17 protein-coding genes are annotated in these 17460 nt (G+C 66.1%); 11 read left to right on the forward strand and 6 right to left on the reverse strand.

Features of this window, described 5'->3' with window-relative positions; genetic code table 11:
• The first annotated feature begins 50 nt into the window (after positions 1 to 50).
• The 4 genes from GNX71_RS21655 to GNX71_RS21670 all read left to right on the forward strand — a co-directional run bounded on the left by GNX71_RS21655 (position 51) and on the right by GNX71_RS21670 (position 3518).
• Complete coding sequence (locus GNX71_RS21655; RefSeq protein WP_206174324.1) at positions 51 to 1127, forward strand: PLP-dependent cysteine synthase family protein; 1077 nt, start codon at positions 51 to 53, stop codon at positions 1125 to 1127.
• Positions 1127 to 2197: a carotenoid 1,2-hydratase gene (locus GNX71_RS21660; RefSeq protein WP_206174325.1), complete on the forward strand. Its 1071-nt coding sequence runs from the start codon at positions 1127 to 1129 to the stop codon at positions 2195 to 2197. Before GNX71_RS21655 ends, GNX71_RS21660 begins: the two co-directional genes overlap by 1 nt.
• Positions 2198 to 2408: 211 nt before the next feature.
• Complete coding sequence (locus tag GNX71_RS21665) at positions 2409 to 2951, forward strand: DUF4399 domain-containing protein (protein WP_206174326.1); 543 nt, start codon at positions 2409 to 2411, stop codon at positions 2949 to 2951.
• Between the two features lie 102 nt (positions 2952 to 3053).
• The gene (locus GNX71_RS21670; protein ID WP_206174327.1) at positions 3054 to 3518 is read left to right on the forward strand and encodes a YXWGXW repeat-containing protein; all 465 of its coding nucleotides are present in this window, start codon (positions 3054 to 3056) and stop codon (positions 3516 to 3518) included.
• Positions 3519 to 3557: 39 nt separating this feature from the next.
• Here the strand turns inward: GNX71_RS21670 and GNX71_RS21675 are convergent, their stop codons facing one another.
• The 6 genes from GNX71_RS21675 to GNX71_RS21700 form a co-directional block, all read right to left on the reverse strand.
• Positions 3558 to 4556 carry a branched-chain amino acid ABC transporter permease gene (locus GNX71_RS21675; RefSeq protein ID WP_206174328.1) on the reverse strand — a complete coding sequence of 333 codons (999 nt, stop codon included), beginning with the start codon at positions 4554 to 4556 and terminating at the stop codon, positions 3558 to 3560.
• A 10-nt stretch (positions 4557 to 4566) separates the two neighbouring features.
• Positions 4567 to 5442, reverse strand: coding sequence for a branched-chain amino acid ABC transporter permease (locus GNX71_RS21680; RefSeq protein ID WP_206174329.1), 876 nt, complete (start codon positions 5440 to 5442; stop codon positions 4567 to 4569).
• A gap of 45 nt (positions 5443 to 5487) precedes the next feature.
• Positions 5488 to 6684 carry an ABC transporter substrate-binding protein gene (locus GNX71_RS21685; protein ID WP_206174330.1) on the reverse strand — a complete coding sequence of 399 codons (1197 nt, stop codon included), beginning with the start codon at positions 6682 to 6684 and terminating at the stop codon, positions 5488 to 5490.
• Between the two features lie 59 nt (positions 6685 to 6743).
• Positions 6744 to 7892: an ABC transporter substrate-binding protein gene (locus GNX71_RS21690; RefSeq protein WP_241027340.1), complete on the reverse strand. Its 1149-nt coding sequence runs from the start codon at positions 7890 to 7892 to the stop codon at positions 6744 to 6746.
• 90 nt (positions 7893 to 7982) lie between these two features.
• On the reverse strand, positions 7983 to 8690 hold the full coding sequence (locus GNX71_RS21695; RefSeq protein ID WP_013542390.1) for an ABC transporter ATP-binding protein: 708 nt from the start codon (positions 8688 to 8690) through the stop codon (positions 7983 to 7985).
• Positions 8690 to 9460, reverse strand: coding sequence for an ABC transporter ATP-binding protein (locus tag GNX71_RS21700; RefSeq protein WP_013542391.1), 771 nt, complete (start codon positions 9458 to 9460; stop codon positions 8690 to 8692). Before GNX71_RS21700 ends, GNX71_RS21695 begins: the two co-directional genes overlap by 1 nt.
• 227 nt (positions 9461 to 9687) lie before the next feature.
• Here GNX71_RS21700 and GNX71_RS21705 point away from each other — a divergent pair, with 227 nt between their 5' ends.
• From GNX71_RS21705 to GNX71_RS21735, 7 genes are all read left to right on the forward strand, one after another.
• On the forward strand, positions 9688 to 10665 hold the full coding sequence (locus GNX71_RS21705; RefSeq protein WP_206174332.1) for a LacI family DNA-binding transcriptional regulator: 978 nt from the start codon (positions 9688 to 9690) through the stop codon (positions 10663 to 10665).
• A 130-nt stretch (positions 10666 to 10795) separates the two neighbouring features.
• Entirely contained in the window at positions 10796 to 12049 is a 1254-nt protein-coding gene (locus GNX71_RS21710; RefSeq protein ID WP_206174333.1) for an ABC transporter substrate-binding protein, read from the forward strand.
• A 40-nt stretch (positions 12050 to 12089) separates the two neighbouring features.
• Positions 12090 to 12956, forward strand: a complete 867-nt coding sequence (locus GNX71_RS21715; protein ID WP_206174334.1) for a sugar ABC transporter permease — start codon at positions 12090 to 12092, stop codon at positions 12954 to 12956.
• On the forward strand, positions 12949 to 13800 hold the full coding sequence (locus tag GNX71_RS21720; RefSeq protein WP_206174335.1) for a carbohydrate ABC transporter permease: 852 nt from the start codon (positions 12949 to 12951) through the stop codon (positions 13798 to 13800). Before GNX71_RS21715 ends, GNX71_RS21720 begins: the two co-directional genes overlap by 8 nt.
• 3 nt (positions 13801 to 13803) lie before the next feature.
• Positions 13804 to 14925 carry an ABC transporter ATP-binding protein gene (locus GNX71_RS21725; RefSeq protein ID WP_206174336.1) on the forward strand — a complete coding sequence of 374 codons (1122 nt, stop codon included), beginning with the start codon at positions 13804 to 13806 and terminating at the stop codon, positions 14923 to 14925.
• Positions 14926 to 14958: 33 nt separating this feature from the next.
• Positions 14959 to 16209: a YbiU family protein gene (locus tag GNX71_RS21730; protein WP_206174337.1), complete on the forward strand. Its 1251-nt coding sequence runs from the start codon at positions 14959 to 14961 to the stop codon at positions 16207 to 16209.
• 18 nt (positions 16210 to 16227) lie between these two features.
• Complete coding sequence (locus tag GNX71_RS21735) at positions 16228 to 17436, forward strand: AGE family epimerase/isomerase (protein WP_206174338.1); 1209 nt, start codon at positions 16228 to 16230, stop codon at positions 17434 to 17436.
• Positions 17437 to 17460: the final 24 nt, after the last annotated feature.

Consider the following 17460-nt stretch of genomic DNA (forward strand, 5'->3'; position numbering starts at 1 on the left):
ATTTCCACCGGCTGCGGGGTTACAAGGCATGACTTGTAGACTGGCGCGCTATGCAGTCCACACCCTCATCCCTCCCCTGCAGCGGTTGGCTCGGCGGCGCGATCCGCCGCATCGAAGCCGACTACCAGCGCAGCGCCGACACGCACCTGATCCCGCTCCCCATGCCTGCACTCGCCGCAGCGGGCATCGACCTGTACCTGAAAGACGAATCCACCCACCCGACCGGCAGCCTCAAGCACAGGCTCGCGCGCTCGCTCTTTCTCTATGCGCTGTGCAACGGCTGGGTGCGCGAGGGCACGACGATCGTGGAGGCTTCGAGCGGCTCCACGGCGGTGAGCGAGGCCTACTTCGCGCGGCTCCTGGGCCTGCCCTTCATCGCGGTGATGCCGCGCAGCACCTCGCCCGAGAAGGTCGCCCAGATCGCCTTTTATGGTGCGAGCTGCCACTTCGTCGACCACGCGGCGCAGGTGTACGAGGAGGCCCGCGCGCTGGCCGAGCGCACCGGCGGCCACTACATGGACCAGTTCACCTACGCCGAGCGCGCGACCGACTGGCGCGGCAACAACAACATCGCCGAAAGCATGTTCCAGCAGATGGCGCGCGAACGGCATCCGATCCCGGCGTGGATCGTGGTGGGCGCGGGCACCGGCGGCACCAGCGCGACCATCGGCCGGTACCTGCGCTACCGCTGCCACGACACGCAGGTGTGCGTGCCCGATCCCGAAGGCTCGGTGTTCTCGGCCTACCACCGAACGGGCGACACGACACTGACGGCCGTGGGCTCGCGCATCGAAGGCATCGGGCGCCCGCGCGTGGAGCCGAGCTTCATCCGCACGCTGGTCGATCGCATGATCGAGGTGCCGAACCTCGATTCGGTGGCGGCGATGCATGCGCTCTCGGCGCTGCTGGGGCGCAAGGTGGGGCCGTCGACGGGCACCAACTTCATCGGCATGCTGGCCGTGGCACAGGAGATGCGCGCGGCCGGGCGGCAGGGTTCGATTCTTTCGCTGCTGTGCGATTCGGGCGAGCGCTACCTGCCGAGCTACCACGATGCGGCGTGGGTGAAGAACGCGTTCGGCGACATCGGGCCGGCACAGCAGCGCATCGATGCGCTGGTGGCGGGTTGATGTCCTTCGGTGCTTTCGGTCTCTCGCGGCGCAGCCTGCTGCTTGCCGCGCTGGCCGCGGCGCCTGCTGCGGGCTGGGCGTTGCCTGCGCGCACGCTGCAGTTCCCGCGCGACTTCGGCAGCCATCCCGACCTGCACACCGAGTGGTGGTACATCACCGGCCACGCGAAGAACGCAGCGGGGCGCGAGTTCGGCTTTCAGGTGACCTTCTTCCGCTCGCGCATCGACGCGACGCAGAACATGCGCTCGGCCTTCGCCGCGAAGAACCTCGTGTTCGCGCACGCCGCCGTCACCGACCTCGAAGGCCGCGTGCTGCTGCACGACCAGCGCATCGCGCGCGCAGGCTTCGAAGTGGCGTCGGCCAGCGAAACCGACACCGAGGTGCGGCTGCGCGATTGGTCGCTGGTGCGCAAGGACGGCAGCTATTCGGCGCGCATTCCGGCCGGCGAGTTCGCGCTCGACCTGCGCTTCACGCCGACGCAGCCGGTGCTGTTGCAAGGCAACGCAGGTCTCTCGCGCAAGGGCCCCGATGAAGCCCAGGCGAGCTACTACTACAGCGAGCCTCAGCTCAAGACGCAAGGCAAGCTCACGCTCAAGGGCCAGGCCTTCGAGGTCGACGGCACGGCATGGCTCGACCACGAATGGAGCGAGGCGCTGATGCACCCCGAGGCCGTGGGCTGGGACTGGATCGGCATGAACCTCGATGACGGGAGCGCGCTCACCGCCTTTCATCTGCGCCGCAAGGACGGCAGCGCTTTGTGGGGTGGCGGCTCGTTCCGAACGCGCGACGGGGTGCTGCGTGTCTTCAAGAACGACGAGGTGCACTTCGAGAGCGTCAACGCGTGGGCCAGCCCGCGCACGCAGGCGAAGTACCCGACGCAATGGCGGGTGCAGACTCCTTCCGGCAACTTCGAAGTGCGCGCCCTGCTCGACGACCAGGAACTGGACAGCCGCGGTTCGACGGGCGGCGTGTATTGGGAAGGCCTCAGCGACTTGCTCGATGCGCAGGGAAAGCGCGTGGGGCGCGGCTATCTGGAGATGACGGGCTACGCTGCGCCGTTGCGGCTGTAGTTCCTGTTCAGGGCGGGCGCACAGGCCACCGGGTACTCCCCTCCGCGAATGTCCCCCGGGCTTCGGCCTCCTCCTTGATTTCGCTGCGGGGAGCACCCGATGCCCTGCGCGCGGGAAGCGCTGCTGATGTGCCGGCGGATCGAGCGCAGCGCGCTGTCGAAAAATCGAGTGGGCGTGCATCCGTTTTGCGGGCGGGATCGTAAGTCCTCCCATGAACCTCCATCACGCCCTGAAACCACTGGTCATCGCCGGCACCCTGCTGTCGATCAGCGCCTCCTTCGCCGTCGCGGCGCCGTCCGACGTCGCGCTCAAACCGCTGGAGGCCACGGACTCCGTGATCAGCGACATCAGCGCGAGCGATCGCACGCGCCCCTTCCTGCCCGGGGAAAAACTGCTCTACTTCACGAACATCAAGAACGGGGACCAGGTACGGTCACCGTTCCGCGTCGCGTTCGTGGCTTCGGGGATGGGTGTCGCGCCCGTGTCTGCCGGCGACATCCAGAACACCGGCCACCATCACATCCTGATCGACATGCCGCTGCCGGTCGACATCAAGGCGCCGATTCCGTTCGATAAGCCGGGCGAATACCTGCACCAGCACTACAAGCACTACGGCAACGGCGAGACCGAAGCGGTGCTCGACCTGCCACCCGGCAAGCACAAGCTGCGGCTGCTGTTCGCCAACCACCAGCACGTGCCGTACTACGTGACCAGCCGGGAGATCGAGATCACGGTGCTTCCGAAGGCCAACTAGCGTGCTGCGGCACAGCACACTCACGTGCAAAGCCTGACAACCGGCCACGACTTCCATGCGTTGGCAGTTCGTATACCCACGATCTGGAAAAACGGAGGCTCCATGAAGATTCGATTCGCCGCGCTCGGCCTGGCCAGCGCTTTGGCATTGCTGGCCGCGCCCCTTGGCGCGAACGCACAGGTCTCGGTGAACATCAACGTTCCCGGGTTGGTCATGGTGGCGCCGCCGCCACCACGCTACGAGGCGCCACCGCCACCGCGCGGCGGTTATGTCTGGGTGCCGGGCCGCTGGGCCTGGGACGGCCGCGCGTATGCGTGGCGACGCGGCGACTGGCGGCCCGCGCGGGCAGGCTATGCCTACGCCCCGGGCCGCTGGGTCGAAGACCGTGGCGGCTGGCGTTGGACCGAAGGCGATTGGCGCCGCCGCGAAGCCCGCCGTGAAGCCCGCCGCGACCGCGAGTGGGACGACGACCACCGGCGGCACGACCGCGACGACCGCCGCCATGGCCACCACGGACACGACCGCGATTTCTGCCCGCCCGGCCAGGCGAAAAAAGGCAACTGCTGACGCCAATGAAAAAGGGAGCCTGCGCTCCCTTTTTGTTGTCTATTCCTTGGCCTGCTTGGCGCGTCGCCGGTCGATGAACGCAATGATCTCGCCCATGATCCCCTTACGGAAGGCCAGCACGCAGATCACGAAGATCAGGCCCGTGACCATGGTCACCGACTCGCCCAGCGTGTTGAACCAGTCCACCGTCGTGATGCGCGCGAGGAAGTTGCCCAGTTCGCCGATCTTGTTCTCCAGCAGCACGACAACAGCCGAGCCGACCAGCGGACCCGAGAGCGTGCCCAGGCCACCCACCAGCGTCATCAGGATGACCTGGCCCGAAGCGGTCCAGTGCACGTCCGACAGCGTGGCGAAGCCCAGCACCAGCGTCTTGAGCGAGCCCGCCAGGCCCGAGAGCGCGGCAGAGATCACGAAGGCCAGCAGCTTGAAGCGGCTCACGTCGTAGCCCAACGAGAGCGCGCGCGGCTCGTTCTCCTTGATGCCCTTCAACACCTGCCCGAACGGCGAGTGGATGGTGCGCACGATCAGCAAGAAGGCGGCCACCACGACCACCAGCGCGACGTAGTACATCGTGAGGTCGTTCGACAGATCGATCACGCCGAAGAGCTTGCCGCGCGGCACGCCCTGCAGGCCGTCTTCGCCACCCGTGAACTTGGCCTGCAGCGCGACGAAGAACATCATCTGCGCGAGCGCCAGCGTGATCATCGCGAAGTAGATGCCCTGGCGGCGGATGGCCAGGATGCCGAAGATCCAGCCGAGGAAGGCGCCGCTCAAGGTGCCAGCGATGAGGCCGAGTTCCGGGGTGAGGCCCCAGACCTTCATCGCATGGCCCGCCACGTAGGCCGAGCCACCCAGGAAGGCCGCATGCCCGAAGGACAGCAGGCCCGTGAAGCCCAGCAGCAGGTTGAAGGCCGCGGCGAACAGTGCGAAGCACATGAGCTTCATCACGAACACCGGGTAGGCGCCGAAGAACGGCGCGAGCACCAGGGCGACCAGCAGCAGCGCGTAGACGACGGTGGAGATTTTTTTCATGTTCATGCCGTCCGCCTTATTTCTCTTTGCCGAACAGGCCGGCGGGGCGAATCAACAGCACGATGACCATGATCACGAAGACGACGGTGGAGGAAGCCTCCGGGTAGAAAACCTTGGTGAGACCTTCGATCACACCGAGCCCGAGGCCCGTGAGGATCGCGCCCATGATCGACCCCATGCCGCCGATCACCACCACGGCGAACACCACGATGATGAGGTTCTGCCCCATGAGCGGCGAGACCTGCATCACCGGCGCAGCCAGCACGCCCGCGAAAGCCGCGAGGGCGCAGCCGAAGGCGTAGGTCAGCGTGATCATCAGCGGCACGTTGACGCCGAAGGCTTCCACCAGGCGCGGGTTCTCGGTGCCGGCGCGCAGATAGGCGCCCAGGCGGGTCTTCTCGATCACGTACCAGGTGGCGAAGCAGATCACCAGCGAGGCAACGACCACCCAGGCGCGGTAGTTCGGCAGCACCATGAAGCCGAGGTCGGTGGCGCTCGACAGCGCCTCGGGCGCGTCGTAGGGCAGGCCCGAAACGCCGTAGACCGAGCGGAACACGCCTTCGATCAGCAGCGTGAGGCCGAGCGTGAGAAGCAAGCCGTAGAGGTGGTCTAGCTTGTAGATCCAGCGCAGCAGCAGCCGTTCGATCGCCACGCCGAAGAGGCCGATGAGGATGGGCGCCGCGATCAGCATCACCCAGTAGTTGATGCCGAAATACTCCATGGCCATCCAGGTCAGGACGGCCCCCAGCATGAACAGCGCGCCGTGCGCGAAGTTGATGACGTTGAGCAAACCGAAGATCACCGCCAGCCCGAGGCTCAGGATGGCGTAGAACGAGCCGTTGACCAGCCCCAGAAGGAGCTGGCTCAACAAGGCAGGGAGGGAAATGTTCATAAGCGTTTCAACGAACCCGGGCGCCGCGAGGACGCCCGCGGGAGATCACTTCCAGAGGGCGCACTTGCTCTCGGCCTTGGTCGTGAAGACCTCTTCGCCCTTGAGCTTCTGGATCACCTTGTAGTAGTCCCAAGGCTGCTTCGATTCGGCCGGCGACTTGACCTGCACCAGGTACATGTCGTGCACGAAGCGGCCGTCGGCGCGCACGGTGCCCTTGGCATAGAAGTCGTCGATCGGCGTGGCCTTGATGGTCTCCATCACCTTGTCGGCATCGACCGTCTTGGCGGCCTGCACGGCCTTCAGGTAGGTCATGGTGGCCGAGTAGTCGGCGGCCTGGATGTCGGTGGGCATGCGCTTGGTCTTCTCGAAGAAGCGCTTGCCGAAGGCGCGCGTCTTGTCGTCGAGGTTCCAGTCCCAGCTGGTGGTGAGCAAGAGGCCCTCGGTGTTCTTCAGGCCCAGGCTGTGCACGTCGGTCACGAAGACCAGGAGGCCCACCATCTTCATCGACTTGGTGATGCCGAATTCCTTGGCGGCCTTGATCGCGTTGATGGTATCGCCGCCGGCATTGGCGAGCGCGAGCACCTGCGCCTTGGAGTTCTGCGCCTGCAGCAGGAACGAAGAGAAGTCCGACGTGTTGAGCGGGTGCTTCACGCTCCCGAGCACGGTGCCGCCCTTCTCCTTCACCACCTTGGTGGCGTCGGCTTCGAGGGCCTGGCCGAAGGCGTAGTCGGCGGTGAGGAAATACCAGCTCTTGTCGCCGCGCGCGATCACCGCGCTGCCGGTGCCCTTGGCGAGTGCCACGGTGTCGTAGGCGTAGTGCACGGTGTAGGGCGAGCACTGCTCATTGGTGAGCGCCGAGCTGCCCGCGCCGTTCACGATGAAGACGCGCTTCTTCTCCTGCGCGACCTTCGCCATCGCGAGGCCGGTGCCCGAGCTGGTGCCGCCGAACAGCATCGTGAGGCCCTGCGTGTCGATCCACTCGCGCGCCTTCGAGGCGGCGATGTCGGCCTTGTTCTGGTGGTCGGCCGACAGGAGCTCGATGGGCATGCCGTTGACCTTGCCGCCGAAGTCGTCGATGGCCATCTGGATCGCGAGGGCGCCGTTCTTGCCCTCCACGTCCGCGTAGAGGCTCGACATGTCGGTGATGAAACCGATCTTGACCTTGTCCTGCGCCTGGGCAGCGCCCGCGGCCACGAGACAGGTGGCCAGCAGGCAGGCGGAAGCGATGAGCGTGCGTTTCATGGGAGGGTCCTCGTTGACTTCGGTGGGTGAATCGCGAATGGCGTCAGTGCGCTACTGCGTTACTTCCAGGCGGCGCATTTCGTTTCGGCCTTGGTCGTGAAGACCTGGTCGCCCGGCAGCGTCTTGAGCACCTTCAAGTAGTCCCAGGGCTTCTTCGATTCGGCGGGCGACTTCACTTCGACCAGGTACATGTCGTGGATGAAGCTGCCGTCGGCGCGGATCTGGCCCTTGGCGTAGAAGTCGTCGATCTTCATGCTCTTGAGCTGCGCCATCACCTTGTCGGAGTCGGTGGTCTTGGCGGCGGCCACGGCCTTCAGGTACGTGGTGGTGGCCGAGTAGTCGGCGGCCTGCACGTCGGTGGGCATGCGCTTGGTCTTCTCGAAGAAGCGGTTGGCGAACTTGCGCGATTCGTCGTTCAGGTCCCAATACCAGCTGGTGGTGTGCAGCAGGCCTTCGGTGTTCTTCAGGCCCAGGCTGTGCACGTCGCTCAAAAAGACCAGCAGGCCCGCGGTCTTCATCGTCTTGTTGATGCCGAATTCCTTCGATGCCTTGATCGCATTGATGGTGTCGCCGCCCGCGTTCGCCAGGCCCAGGATCTGCGCCTTGGAGTTCTGCGCCTGCAGCAGGAACGAGGAGAAGTCCGATGCGTTCAGCGGATGGCGCACCGCGCCCACCACCGTGCCGCCCTTTTCCTTCACCACCTTGGTGGTGTCGGCTTCGAGCGCGTGGCCGAAGGCGTAGTCGGCCGTCAGGAAGAACCAGCTCTTGCCGCCGCGGTCGACCACGGCCGCGCCGGTGCCCTTGGCCAGCGCCACGGTGTCGTAGGCGTAGTGCACGGTGTAGGGCGAGCACTGCTCGTTGGTGAGCACCGAGCTGCCCGCGCCGTTGTTGAAGTACACGCGCTTCTTCTCTTCGGCCACCTTGGCCGTGGCCAATGCGGTGCCGGAGTTGGTGCCGCCGAAGATCATGGTCACGCCGGCCGTGTCGACCCACTCGCGGGCCTTGGAGGCGGCGATGTCGGCCTTGTTCTGGTGGTCTGCAACCAGCAGCTCGATGGGCTGGCCCAGCACCTTGCCGCCGAAATCGTCGATGGCCATCTGGATGGCGGTGGCGCCGCCCTTGCCTTCGAGGTCGGCATAGAGGCTCGACAGGTCGGTGACAAAGCCGATCTTCACTTTTTCCTGGGCCTGTGCGGCACCTGCGCCCATGGCGAGGACAGCGACGGCGGTGGCGATGAGGCCGAGTTTCTTGTTCATGGTGTTTGTCTCCTGAAAAATCTTGGGGTGTTTGAGTGGGATTCAGACGCCGAGCAGCTCTGTGAGCACCGGCATCTTGGCTTCGAGCTCGGCGGCGCCGAACTTCTCCACGATGCGGCCGTGCTCCATCACGTAGAAGCGGTCGGCCAGCGGCGCGGCGAAGCGGAAGTTCTGCTCCACCATCACGATGGTGTAGCCCTTGGCGCGCAGCGTGGTGATCATGCGGGCCAGCGCCTGCACGATGACCGGCGCGAGGCCTTCGGAAATCTCGTCGAGCAAGAGCAGCTTGGCGCCCGTGCGCAGGATCCGCGCCACCGCCAGCATCTGCTGCTCGCCACCCGACAGGCGCGTGCCCTGGCTGTGGCGGCGCTCGGCCAGGTTGGGGAACATGGCGTAGATCTCTTCGACCGACATGCCGGGGCCAGCGCCCTTGAGCTCTGGTGGAAGCAGCAGGTTTTCTTCGCACGAAAGGCTGGCGAAGATGCCGCGCTCCTCGGGGCAATAGCCGATGCCCAGGTGGGCAATGCGGTGCGTTGGCATCGCAATGGTCTCTTTGCCGTTGACCTCGATGCTGCCCTTGCGGGCACCCGTCAGGCCCATGATGGCGCGCAGCGTGGTGGTGCGGCCCGCGCCATTGCGGCCCAGCAGCGTGACGACTTCGCCGGGCTGCACGACCATGTCGACGCCGTGCAGCACGTGCGATTCGCCGTACCAGGCTTGCAGGCCCTTGATTTCGAGTGCAGCGGTCATCAGTGCGCGCCCTGCATTTCGCCGTCCGTGGTGCCCATGTAGGCCTCCATGACCTGCGGGTTCTTCGAGACTTCGGCGTAGGGGCCTTCGGCCAGCACGGCGCCGCGTTGCAGCACGGTGATGGTGTCGGCGATGGTGGAGACCACGCTCATGTTGTGTTCGACCATGAGGATGGTGCGTCCGGCCGACACGCGCTTGATGAGCTCGGCCACGCGGTGCACGTCTTCGTGGCCCATGCCCTGCGTGGGTTCGTCCAGCAGCATCAGCTCGGGTTCCATGGCCAGCGTGGTCGCGATCTCGAGCGCGCGCTTGCGGCCGTAGGGCAGGTTCACGGTCTGTTCGTCGGCGAGTTCTTCCAGGCCGACTTCAGCCAGCAGCTCGCGGGCTCTGGCATCCAGTGGCTTGAGCGACTTCTCGCTCTTCCAGAAGTGGTACGAGGTGCCCAGGCGCCGCTGCAGGCCGAGGCGCACGTTCTCCAGCAGCGTGAGGTGCGGAAACACCGCCGAGATCTGGAACGAGCGGATGATGCCGCGCCGCGCGATCTGCGCGGGGCGCTCGCCGGTGATGTCCTGCCCGTTGAACAGGATCGTGCCCGTCGTGGGCTCCAGGAACTTGGTGAGCAGGTTGAAGCAGGTGGTCTTGCCCGCGCCGTTCGGGCCGATGAGCGCGTGGATCGAGCCGCGCACCACCGAGAGGTTGACCTTGCTGACCGCGGTGAACCCCTTGAATTCCTTGGTGAGCTGGCGTGTTTCGAGGATGACGTCGCTCATCTCGCGAGGTCGCCCGGGTTCGGAAAAAAGAAGTCGGTCATGCAGTCCATCTCGGCGCGCCACCATGGAGCGCGGACCGATTGTTCGTGGGCGACCCGCGCTTGCATACTGGGGCAAATGCCTATGCTGCACTGCAACCAGCTTGCAGCAGAGAAGTTATGCACGATCACCAACTGTCGTCGCAGTGACAATGCGGCTTCCCGCTCGACAACTCTCCCCTGCAATCCATGACCGTAACGATCCGCGATGTGGCCGAGGCCGCCGGTGTGTCGATCAGCACCGTGTCGCGTGCCCTGAAGAACCAGCGCGGCCTCTCGGACGACACCCGCCGCATGATCCGCAAGATCGCCAGCGACGTCGGCTACAACGCCGGGCGCCTGCGCAGCGCCAAGGCCAAGCGGCTGGTCTTCATGGTGCATCGCCAGCACAGCCACTTCTCGGTCAACCCCTTCTTCTCCGACGTGCTGCACGGGGTGGAGGAGGCCTGCCGCGAATTCGGCATCGTGCCCACGCTGCTCACCTGCGGCCCGACCGACCCGATCCGCGAGCAGCTGCGGCTGCACGAGCCCGACATGATCCTGGCGGCCGGCTTCTTCGAGACCGAGGTGCTCGACATGGTGGCCGGGCTCGACCTGCCTTTCGCGCTGATCGACTTCTCGCTGCGCGACATGCTCGCGGTGAACCCCGACAACGCGGCCGGCGGCTTCCTGGCCACGCGCCATCTGCTGGACATCGGCCGCCAGCGCATCGCCTACATCGCGGGCTCGCTCGCGCATGTGAGCATCCTCGAGCGGGCCCATGGCTACCGCCGGGCGATGTTCGAGGCCGGCATCCTCGCCGACCCCGAACTGGAAGTGGTCGCGCCGCTGGGCCTGCCGCACGACCGCGGCGCCTCCGCTGCAATGCAGCAGCTGCTGCGATTGCGCAAACCGCCCGACGCCGTGTTCGCCTGCAACGACATGGCGGCGCTCGCGGCGCTCGACACCTGCCTGGCCGCGGGCCTGCGCGTACCCGAGGACATCGCGATCGTGGGCTTCGACGATGTGCAGACCGCCGCATCGGCCAAGCCGCCACTCACCACGGTGCGCGTGGACCGCCAGGCACTGGGTCGCATGGGCGTCGAACTGGCGATGCATGGCAGCTCGCTGCCGCGCCTGAACACGCTGCCGGTCGAACTAGTCGTGCGGCAAAGTACTGTGGGCTGAGGCCCTCTTTTCTCTCCGACAAGGCGGCCTTTGTTGCGCTGCCAACGCCGTGTTTCGTCCGGGAAAGCACAAGGCGGAAAGGCAGGTAGCGCTGCCTAAACTGCCGCGCACCCTGCAACCGGAGAAACACATGAAGAAGAACGCCGTCGCACTCTCGATCGGTCTTGCCATTGGCCTTGTCGGCACCGCCACCATGGCCCAGCAACAAAGCGTGGAGGTCCTGCACTGGTGGACCTCGGGCAGCGAGGCCGGCGCGCTCAATGTGCTCAAGGCCAACCTCGAGAAGCAGGGCGTGAAATGGAACGACATGCCCGTGGCCGGTGGCGGCGGCGAGGCCGCAATGACCGCACTGCGCGCCCGCGTGACCTCGGGCAACCCGCCCACCGCCTCGCAGATGCTGGGCTTCGACATCCTCGACTGGGGCAAGCAGGGCGTGGTGGCCGACCTCAACGCACTCGCGCAGAAGGACGGCTGGGACAAGGTGGTGCCCCCTGCCCTGCAGAAGTTCTCCAAGTACAACGGCAAGTGGATCGCCGCGCCGGTGAACGTGCACTCGACCAACTGGGTCTGGGCCAACCAGGCCGTGCTCGCGAAGGCGGGCGTCACGGCCGAGCCGAAGACCTGGGACGAGTTCATCGCCGCCGCCGAGAAGGTGCAGAAGGCCGGCTTCATCGCCCTCGCCCACGGCGGCCAGCCGTGGCAGGACGCGACGCTCTTCGACAGCGTGGCCATGTCCACCGGCGGCGTCGACTACTACCGCAAGGCCTTCATCGAGCTCGACACGAAGACCATCAATTCGCCGACCACCGAAAAGGTGTTCCAGCGCATGGCGCAGCTGCGCAAGCTCGTGGACAAGGACTTCTCGGGCCGCGACTGGAACGTGGCCTCGGGCATGGTGATCGGCGGCAAGGCCGGCTTCCAGATCATGGGCGACTGGGCCAAGGGCGAGTTCGTCAACGCCAAGCTGGTGCCGGGGAAAGACTTCGCCTGCTTCCGCTTCCCGGGCACGCAGGGCACGGTCACCTTCAACGCCGACCAGTTCGTGATGTTCACGCTCAAGGACGCGGGCAAGACCGCTGCGCAGCAGAAGCTGGCCGCCGCGATCATGGACCCGGGCTTCCAGTCGACCTTCAACGTGGCCAAGGGCTCGGCGCCCGCGCGCACCGACGTGCCCGACACCGCCTTCGACGCCTGCGGCAAGAAGGCCATCAAGGACCTGGCCGAGGCCAGCAAGGCCAACATGCTGGTGGGCTCCATCGGCCACGGCCATGCGGAGCCGGCGTCGATCAAGAACGCGTTCTACGACGTGATCACTCGCCACTTCAACGGCCAGCTCGACGACAAGAAGGCGGTGGCGGCCATGGTGTCGGCTGCGAAGAACTGATGCGCCGCTGTTTCAAGGTGTCCGGAGTGCCCGCGCGTTCATGAAAGCCGGACTGCTGCCCAAGCTGCTGCTCACGCCGAGCGCCCTGCTCGTGCTGGTGTGCGTGTACGGCTACATCATGTTCACGGTCTACCTGTCGTTCACGACGTCGACCATGCTGCCCACCACCGAGTGGGCCGGCACGGCGGCCTACGAGCGGTTGCTGGGGCTGGAGAACTGGGAGGTGTCGCTGCGCAACCTCGCGATCTTCGCGAGCCTCTACATCGTGGTCTCGATGGCGCTGGGCCTGCTGCTGGCGATCCTCATCGACCAGAAGGTGCGCGCCGAGGGCGTGCTGCGCTCTATCTATCTCTATCCGATGGCGCTCTCGCTGATCGTCACCGGCACCGCGTGGAAGTGGCTGCTCGACCCCGGCGTGGGCATCGAGCACACGCTGCAAAGCCTGGGCTGGAGCGGCTTTTCGTTCGGCTGGATCAAGGACGGCGAGATGGCGATCTATTGCGTCGTCATCGCCGCCGTCTGGCAGACCACGGGCTTCGTGATGGCGATGTTCCTCGCGGGGCTGCGCGGCGTCGACGGCGAGCAGATCAGCGCGGCGCGCGTCGACGGCGCACGCCCCTGGCAGATCTACACGCGCATCGTGATCCCGCAGCTCGGGCCGGTGTTCGTCTCGGCCTTCGTGATCCTCGCGCACATGGCAATCAAGTCGTACGACCTGGTGATCGCGCTCACCAACGGCGGGCCGGGGCGCTCGACCTGGCTGCCTTCCGTCTTCATGTACCAGTACACCTTCACGCGCAACGAGATGGCGGTGGGTGCGGCCAGCTCTGTGCTGATGCTTGCGGCCATCGGCGTGGTCGTGGTGCCCTACCTGCTGCGCGAGATGCGGGGAGCCAAGCATGGCTGAACGTGCAATGCGCTTCGTGCTGTATGCGGTGCTGCTGGTGCTGGCCTTCGTGTTCCTGATGCCGGTCTACGTGATGGTCATCAATTCGCTGAAGCCGCTGGAAGAAATCCGCAGCGGCAACCTGATGACCTTGCCGATCGACTGGACCCTCGATCCCTGGCGCGCGGCCTGGAGCACGGCGCAGATCGGCGTGCAGCCCACGGGGCTGAAGCCCTACTTCATCAACTCGTTCCTGCTGGTGGTGCCGGCGGTGGTCATCTCCACGCTCATCGGCGCGGTGAACGGCTACATCCTCACGCAGTACCGCATCCGCGGCGCGCACCTCCTGTTCGCGGCGATGCTGTTCTCGGTGTTCATTCCGTTCCAGATCGTGCTGATCCCGATGGCGCGAACGCTCGGGTTCCTCGGCATCGCGGGCACGGTGACGGGGCTGATCTTCGTGAACGTGGTGTACGGCATCGGCTTCACCACCCTCTTCTTTCGCAACTACTACGCGGCATTTCCGCAGGAATTGGTGCGCTCGGCGCGGATGGACGGCGCGGGCTTCTTCGGGGTGCTGCTGCGCATCCTCCTGCCCAACAGCACGCCGATCATCGTGGTGACGGTGATCTGGCAGTTCACCAACATCTGGAACGAATTTCTGTTCGGTGCCTCGTTCAGCGACTTCAGCTCGTTCCCGATCACGGTGGCGCTCAACAACCTGGTGAACAGCTCCACCGGGGTCAAGGAATACAACGTGCATTTCGCGGGGGCGTTCATTGCGGCGCTGCCCACGCTGGTCGTGTATCTCATCTCCGGAAAATATTTCGTGCGCGGCCTGATGGCCGGCTCGGTCAAAGGTTAGTGAATGGCTTCGTTGGACCTGATTGGTATTCGCAAGAGCTTCGGCCCCGTCCAGATACTGCACGACATCTCCATCGCGCTGAAGGACGGCGAGTTCCTCGTGCTCGTCGGCCCCTCGGGCTGCGGCAAGAGCACGCTGATGAACATCATCGCGGGGCTGGAGGAACCCACCGAGGGCAAGCTGCGCCTCAACGGCGCGGACATCACGAAGACCGCGCCCGCGGAGCGCAACATCTCGATGGTGTTCCAGTCGTACGCGCTCTACCCCAACATGACAGTGGCCAAGAACATCGAGTTCCCGCTGGAGATGCGCAAGGTCGACAAGGCCGCGCGCGCCGAGCGCGTGAAGAAAGTGGGCGAGCTGCTGCAGATCGGCCACCTCATGGACCGCAAGCCCCGCCAGCTCTCGGGTGGCCAGCGGCAGCGCGTGGCCATCGGCCGGGCACTGGCGCGCGAGCCGCAGCTCTACCTGTTCGACGAGCCGCTCTCCAACCTCGATGCGCAGCTGCGGCTGGACATGCGCACCGAGATCAAGAAGCTGCACCAGCGGCTCAACGCCACCATCGTCTATGTCACGCACGACCAGATCGAGGCGATGACGCTGGCCACGCGCATCGCGGTGATGAAGGGCGGCGTGCTGCAGCAACTGGGCACGCCGCACGAGGTCTACAACCGGCCGGCCAACACCTTCGTCGCAAGCTTCATGGGCTCCCCGCGCATGAACCTGCTGCGCATGCGGGTGGCGATGACGACGGCCGGCGGGCTGCAACTGCTGACCGCCGGTGGCGGCGGCGCGGTGAGCATCGACCTGCCGCTGTCGCTGACGCCCGCGCAGCTGCATGCCTATGCGGGCCAGGAAGTGATCGTGGGGCTGCGCGCCGAAGCGGTCGGGCTGGCAGGCTACGGCGCCGAAGCGCACGGCACGCAGCAACTGGTGAGTGCACGTGTGCAGGTGGTGGAGCCGACTGGGGCAGACACGCTGGTGCTGCTCGACCTTGGCGGGCATGATTTCACTGCGCGCCTGCCGCCCGACGTGACGCTACAGCCCGGCGCCATGGCGCATTTCGCGATCGACCTGTCGAAGATCGTCTTCTTCGACACCGAGACAGAGACGCTGATCGCCTGACGGCACGCCACGAACGACAAGGAGAAGACGCCCATGACCGACTGGATGAACGACATTCCCCAAGCGGTGCTGCAGGCCCAGCGCGAGTTGCGCGCGCGCGTGCCCGACCTCGCCCGGCGCTTCGCGCTCGAGACCGAATTCCTCGAAGACGAGGTCGCGGCGGTGCGTGCCGAGCAGGCCAGCGGCGGCGCAGTGCCCGAACTGGCTTATGCCGACATCGTGCACGGGCGCGTGTCGCCCGAGCAGATCGCGCGCATCCACCGGCGCGGCTGCGTGGTGGTGCGCGGCGTGTTCGACGCAGCGCAGGTGCAGGCGTGGAACGAAGAGATTCACAGCTACATCGACGGCAACGACTACCTCGCGCACGCGCGCGCCAAGGCGGGCCTGGACAAATACTTCAGCGCGCTGGCCTCGGGTCGGCCACAGATCTTCGGCCTCTACTGGTCGCGCCCGCAGATGCAGGCGCGGCAGGACGAGCGCATGCACACCACGCGCGCTTTTCTCAACCGCCTCTGGACCTTCGAGAAGAACGGCACCCGCTTCTTCGACCCCGACCGCCAGGCCAACTACGCCGACCGCATCCGCCGCCGCGAGCCCGGCGATTCGACGCTGGGCTTATCGCCGCATTCCGATGGCGGTTCGGTCGAGCGCTGGTGCGAGCCGACCTTCCGGCACGTGTACCGCGAGGTGTTCGAAGGTGACCTCGGGCGCTTCGACCCCTTCGATGCCGAAGGCCGCATCGAGACGCGCGAGATTCCCTCCCCCGCCGTGTGCTCGGCCTTTCGCACCTTCCAGGGCTGGACCGCGCTGTCGCGCCAGGGCCCGGGCGACGGCACGCTGCGGCTGGTGCCGATCGCGCGCACCGCGCCGTGGATGCTGCTGCGCGCGCTGCAGCCCGACGTGCCCGAAGGCGACCTCTGTGGCGCCCAGCCGGGCCGCGCACTCGGCGCCACGGCCGAATGGCATGCCGAGCTGCGCGATGGGCTGATCCCGATTCCGCTGGTCGAGCCCGGCGACACCGTGTGGTGGCACTCCGACGTGATCCACGCCGTGGAGGACGAGCACCGCGGCAACCAGCACAGCAGCGTGATCTACATTGCCGCGGCGCCCTGGTGCGAGAAAAACCGCGCATTCATGGAGCGGCAGGCGCCGGCCTTCCTGGCCGGACGCAGCAGCCCCGATTTCGCACCCGAAGACTACGAAGTCGATTTCAAAGGCCGTGCCACGCCCGATGACCTGACGCCCCTGGGGTTGCGTCAGATGGGCCTGCGCGCCTGGGATTGACGAACCCTTTCTTTTTCCATGCCCGACTTCCGCTCACCCGATTTCCTGATCGACCACATCCGGCACACGCTGGCCTTCTACGAACCGCGCGACATCGATCCTTCGGGCGGTTTCTTCCACTTCTTCAAGGACGACGGCACGGTCTACGACCGCCGCACGCGCCACTTGGTGAGCAGCGCGCGCTTCGTGTTCAACCATGCGAACGCGTACCGCCGCTTCGGCCAGGCAGCCGACCTCGAGGCGACGCGGCACGGCCTGGCCTTCCTGCACGGTGCGCATGCGCTGCCCGAGGGCGGTTTTGCATGGCAGCTCGACTGGCACGAAGGCCGTGCCACCGTGCTGGACAGCACCCAGCACTGCTACGGCCTGGCCTTCGTGCTGCTCGCGCACGCGCATGCGCTGATGGCCGGCGTGACCGAGGCGCGCGAAGGGCTGGAGCACGCGTGGGACCTGATGGAGCGGCATTTCTGGGAACCGCGCCACCACCTCTACGCCGACGAAGCCACAGCCGACTGGCAGGTTTCGCCCTATCGCGGACAGAACGCCAACATGCACGCCTGCGAGGCGATGATGGCGGCCTTCGAGGCAACCGACGAGGTGCGCTACCTCGACCGCGCGCTTGCACTCGCCGAGGCCGTGACGGGCCGTCAGGCCGCGCTCGCCGATGGGCTGGTGTGGGAGCACTACCGCGCGGACTGGTCGGTCGACTGGGAGTTCAACCGCGGCGACCGCAGCGACATCTTCCGGCCCTGGGGTTTCCAGACCGGCCACCTGACCGAGTGGGCCAAGCTGCTGTTGCAGCTGGAGCGCCTCCTGAATGCGCAAGGCCGCGAGGCCGGCTGGATCGTGCCGCGCGCCCGGCACTTCTTCGACACCGCGATGTTCCGCGGCTGGGATGCGGACCACGGCGGGCTGGTCTACGGCTTCGCGCCCGACGGCTCGCTGTATGACGGCGACAAGTATTTCTGGGTGCAGGCCGAGAGCTTCGCCGCGGCCGCCCTGCTTGCGGTGCGCACCGGCGATGCGAGCTACTGGGACTGGTACGACAGCATCTGGGCGTATTCGTGGGAGCACTTCATCGACCACAAGCACGGCGCGTGGTATCGCATCCTCACGCCGCAGAACCAGAAGATCAGCGACGAGAAAAGCCCGGCCGGCAAGACCGACTATCACACGATGGGCGCGTGCTACGACGTGCTGAAGGCGCTGGACGGCACCGCGAAATAACCGGTTGGCCGCCACGATCCGCAC

Source organism: Variovorax sp. RKNM96, assembly GCF_017161115.1.
In the GTDB taxonomy this organism is placed as follows: Bacteria; Pseudomonadota; Gammaproteobacteria; order Burkholderiales; family Burkholderiaceae_C; genus Variovorax.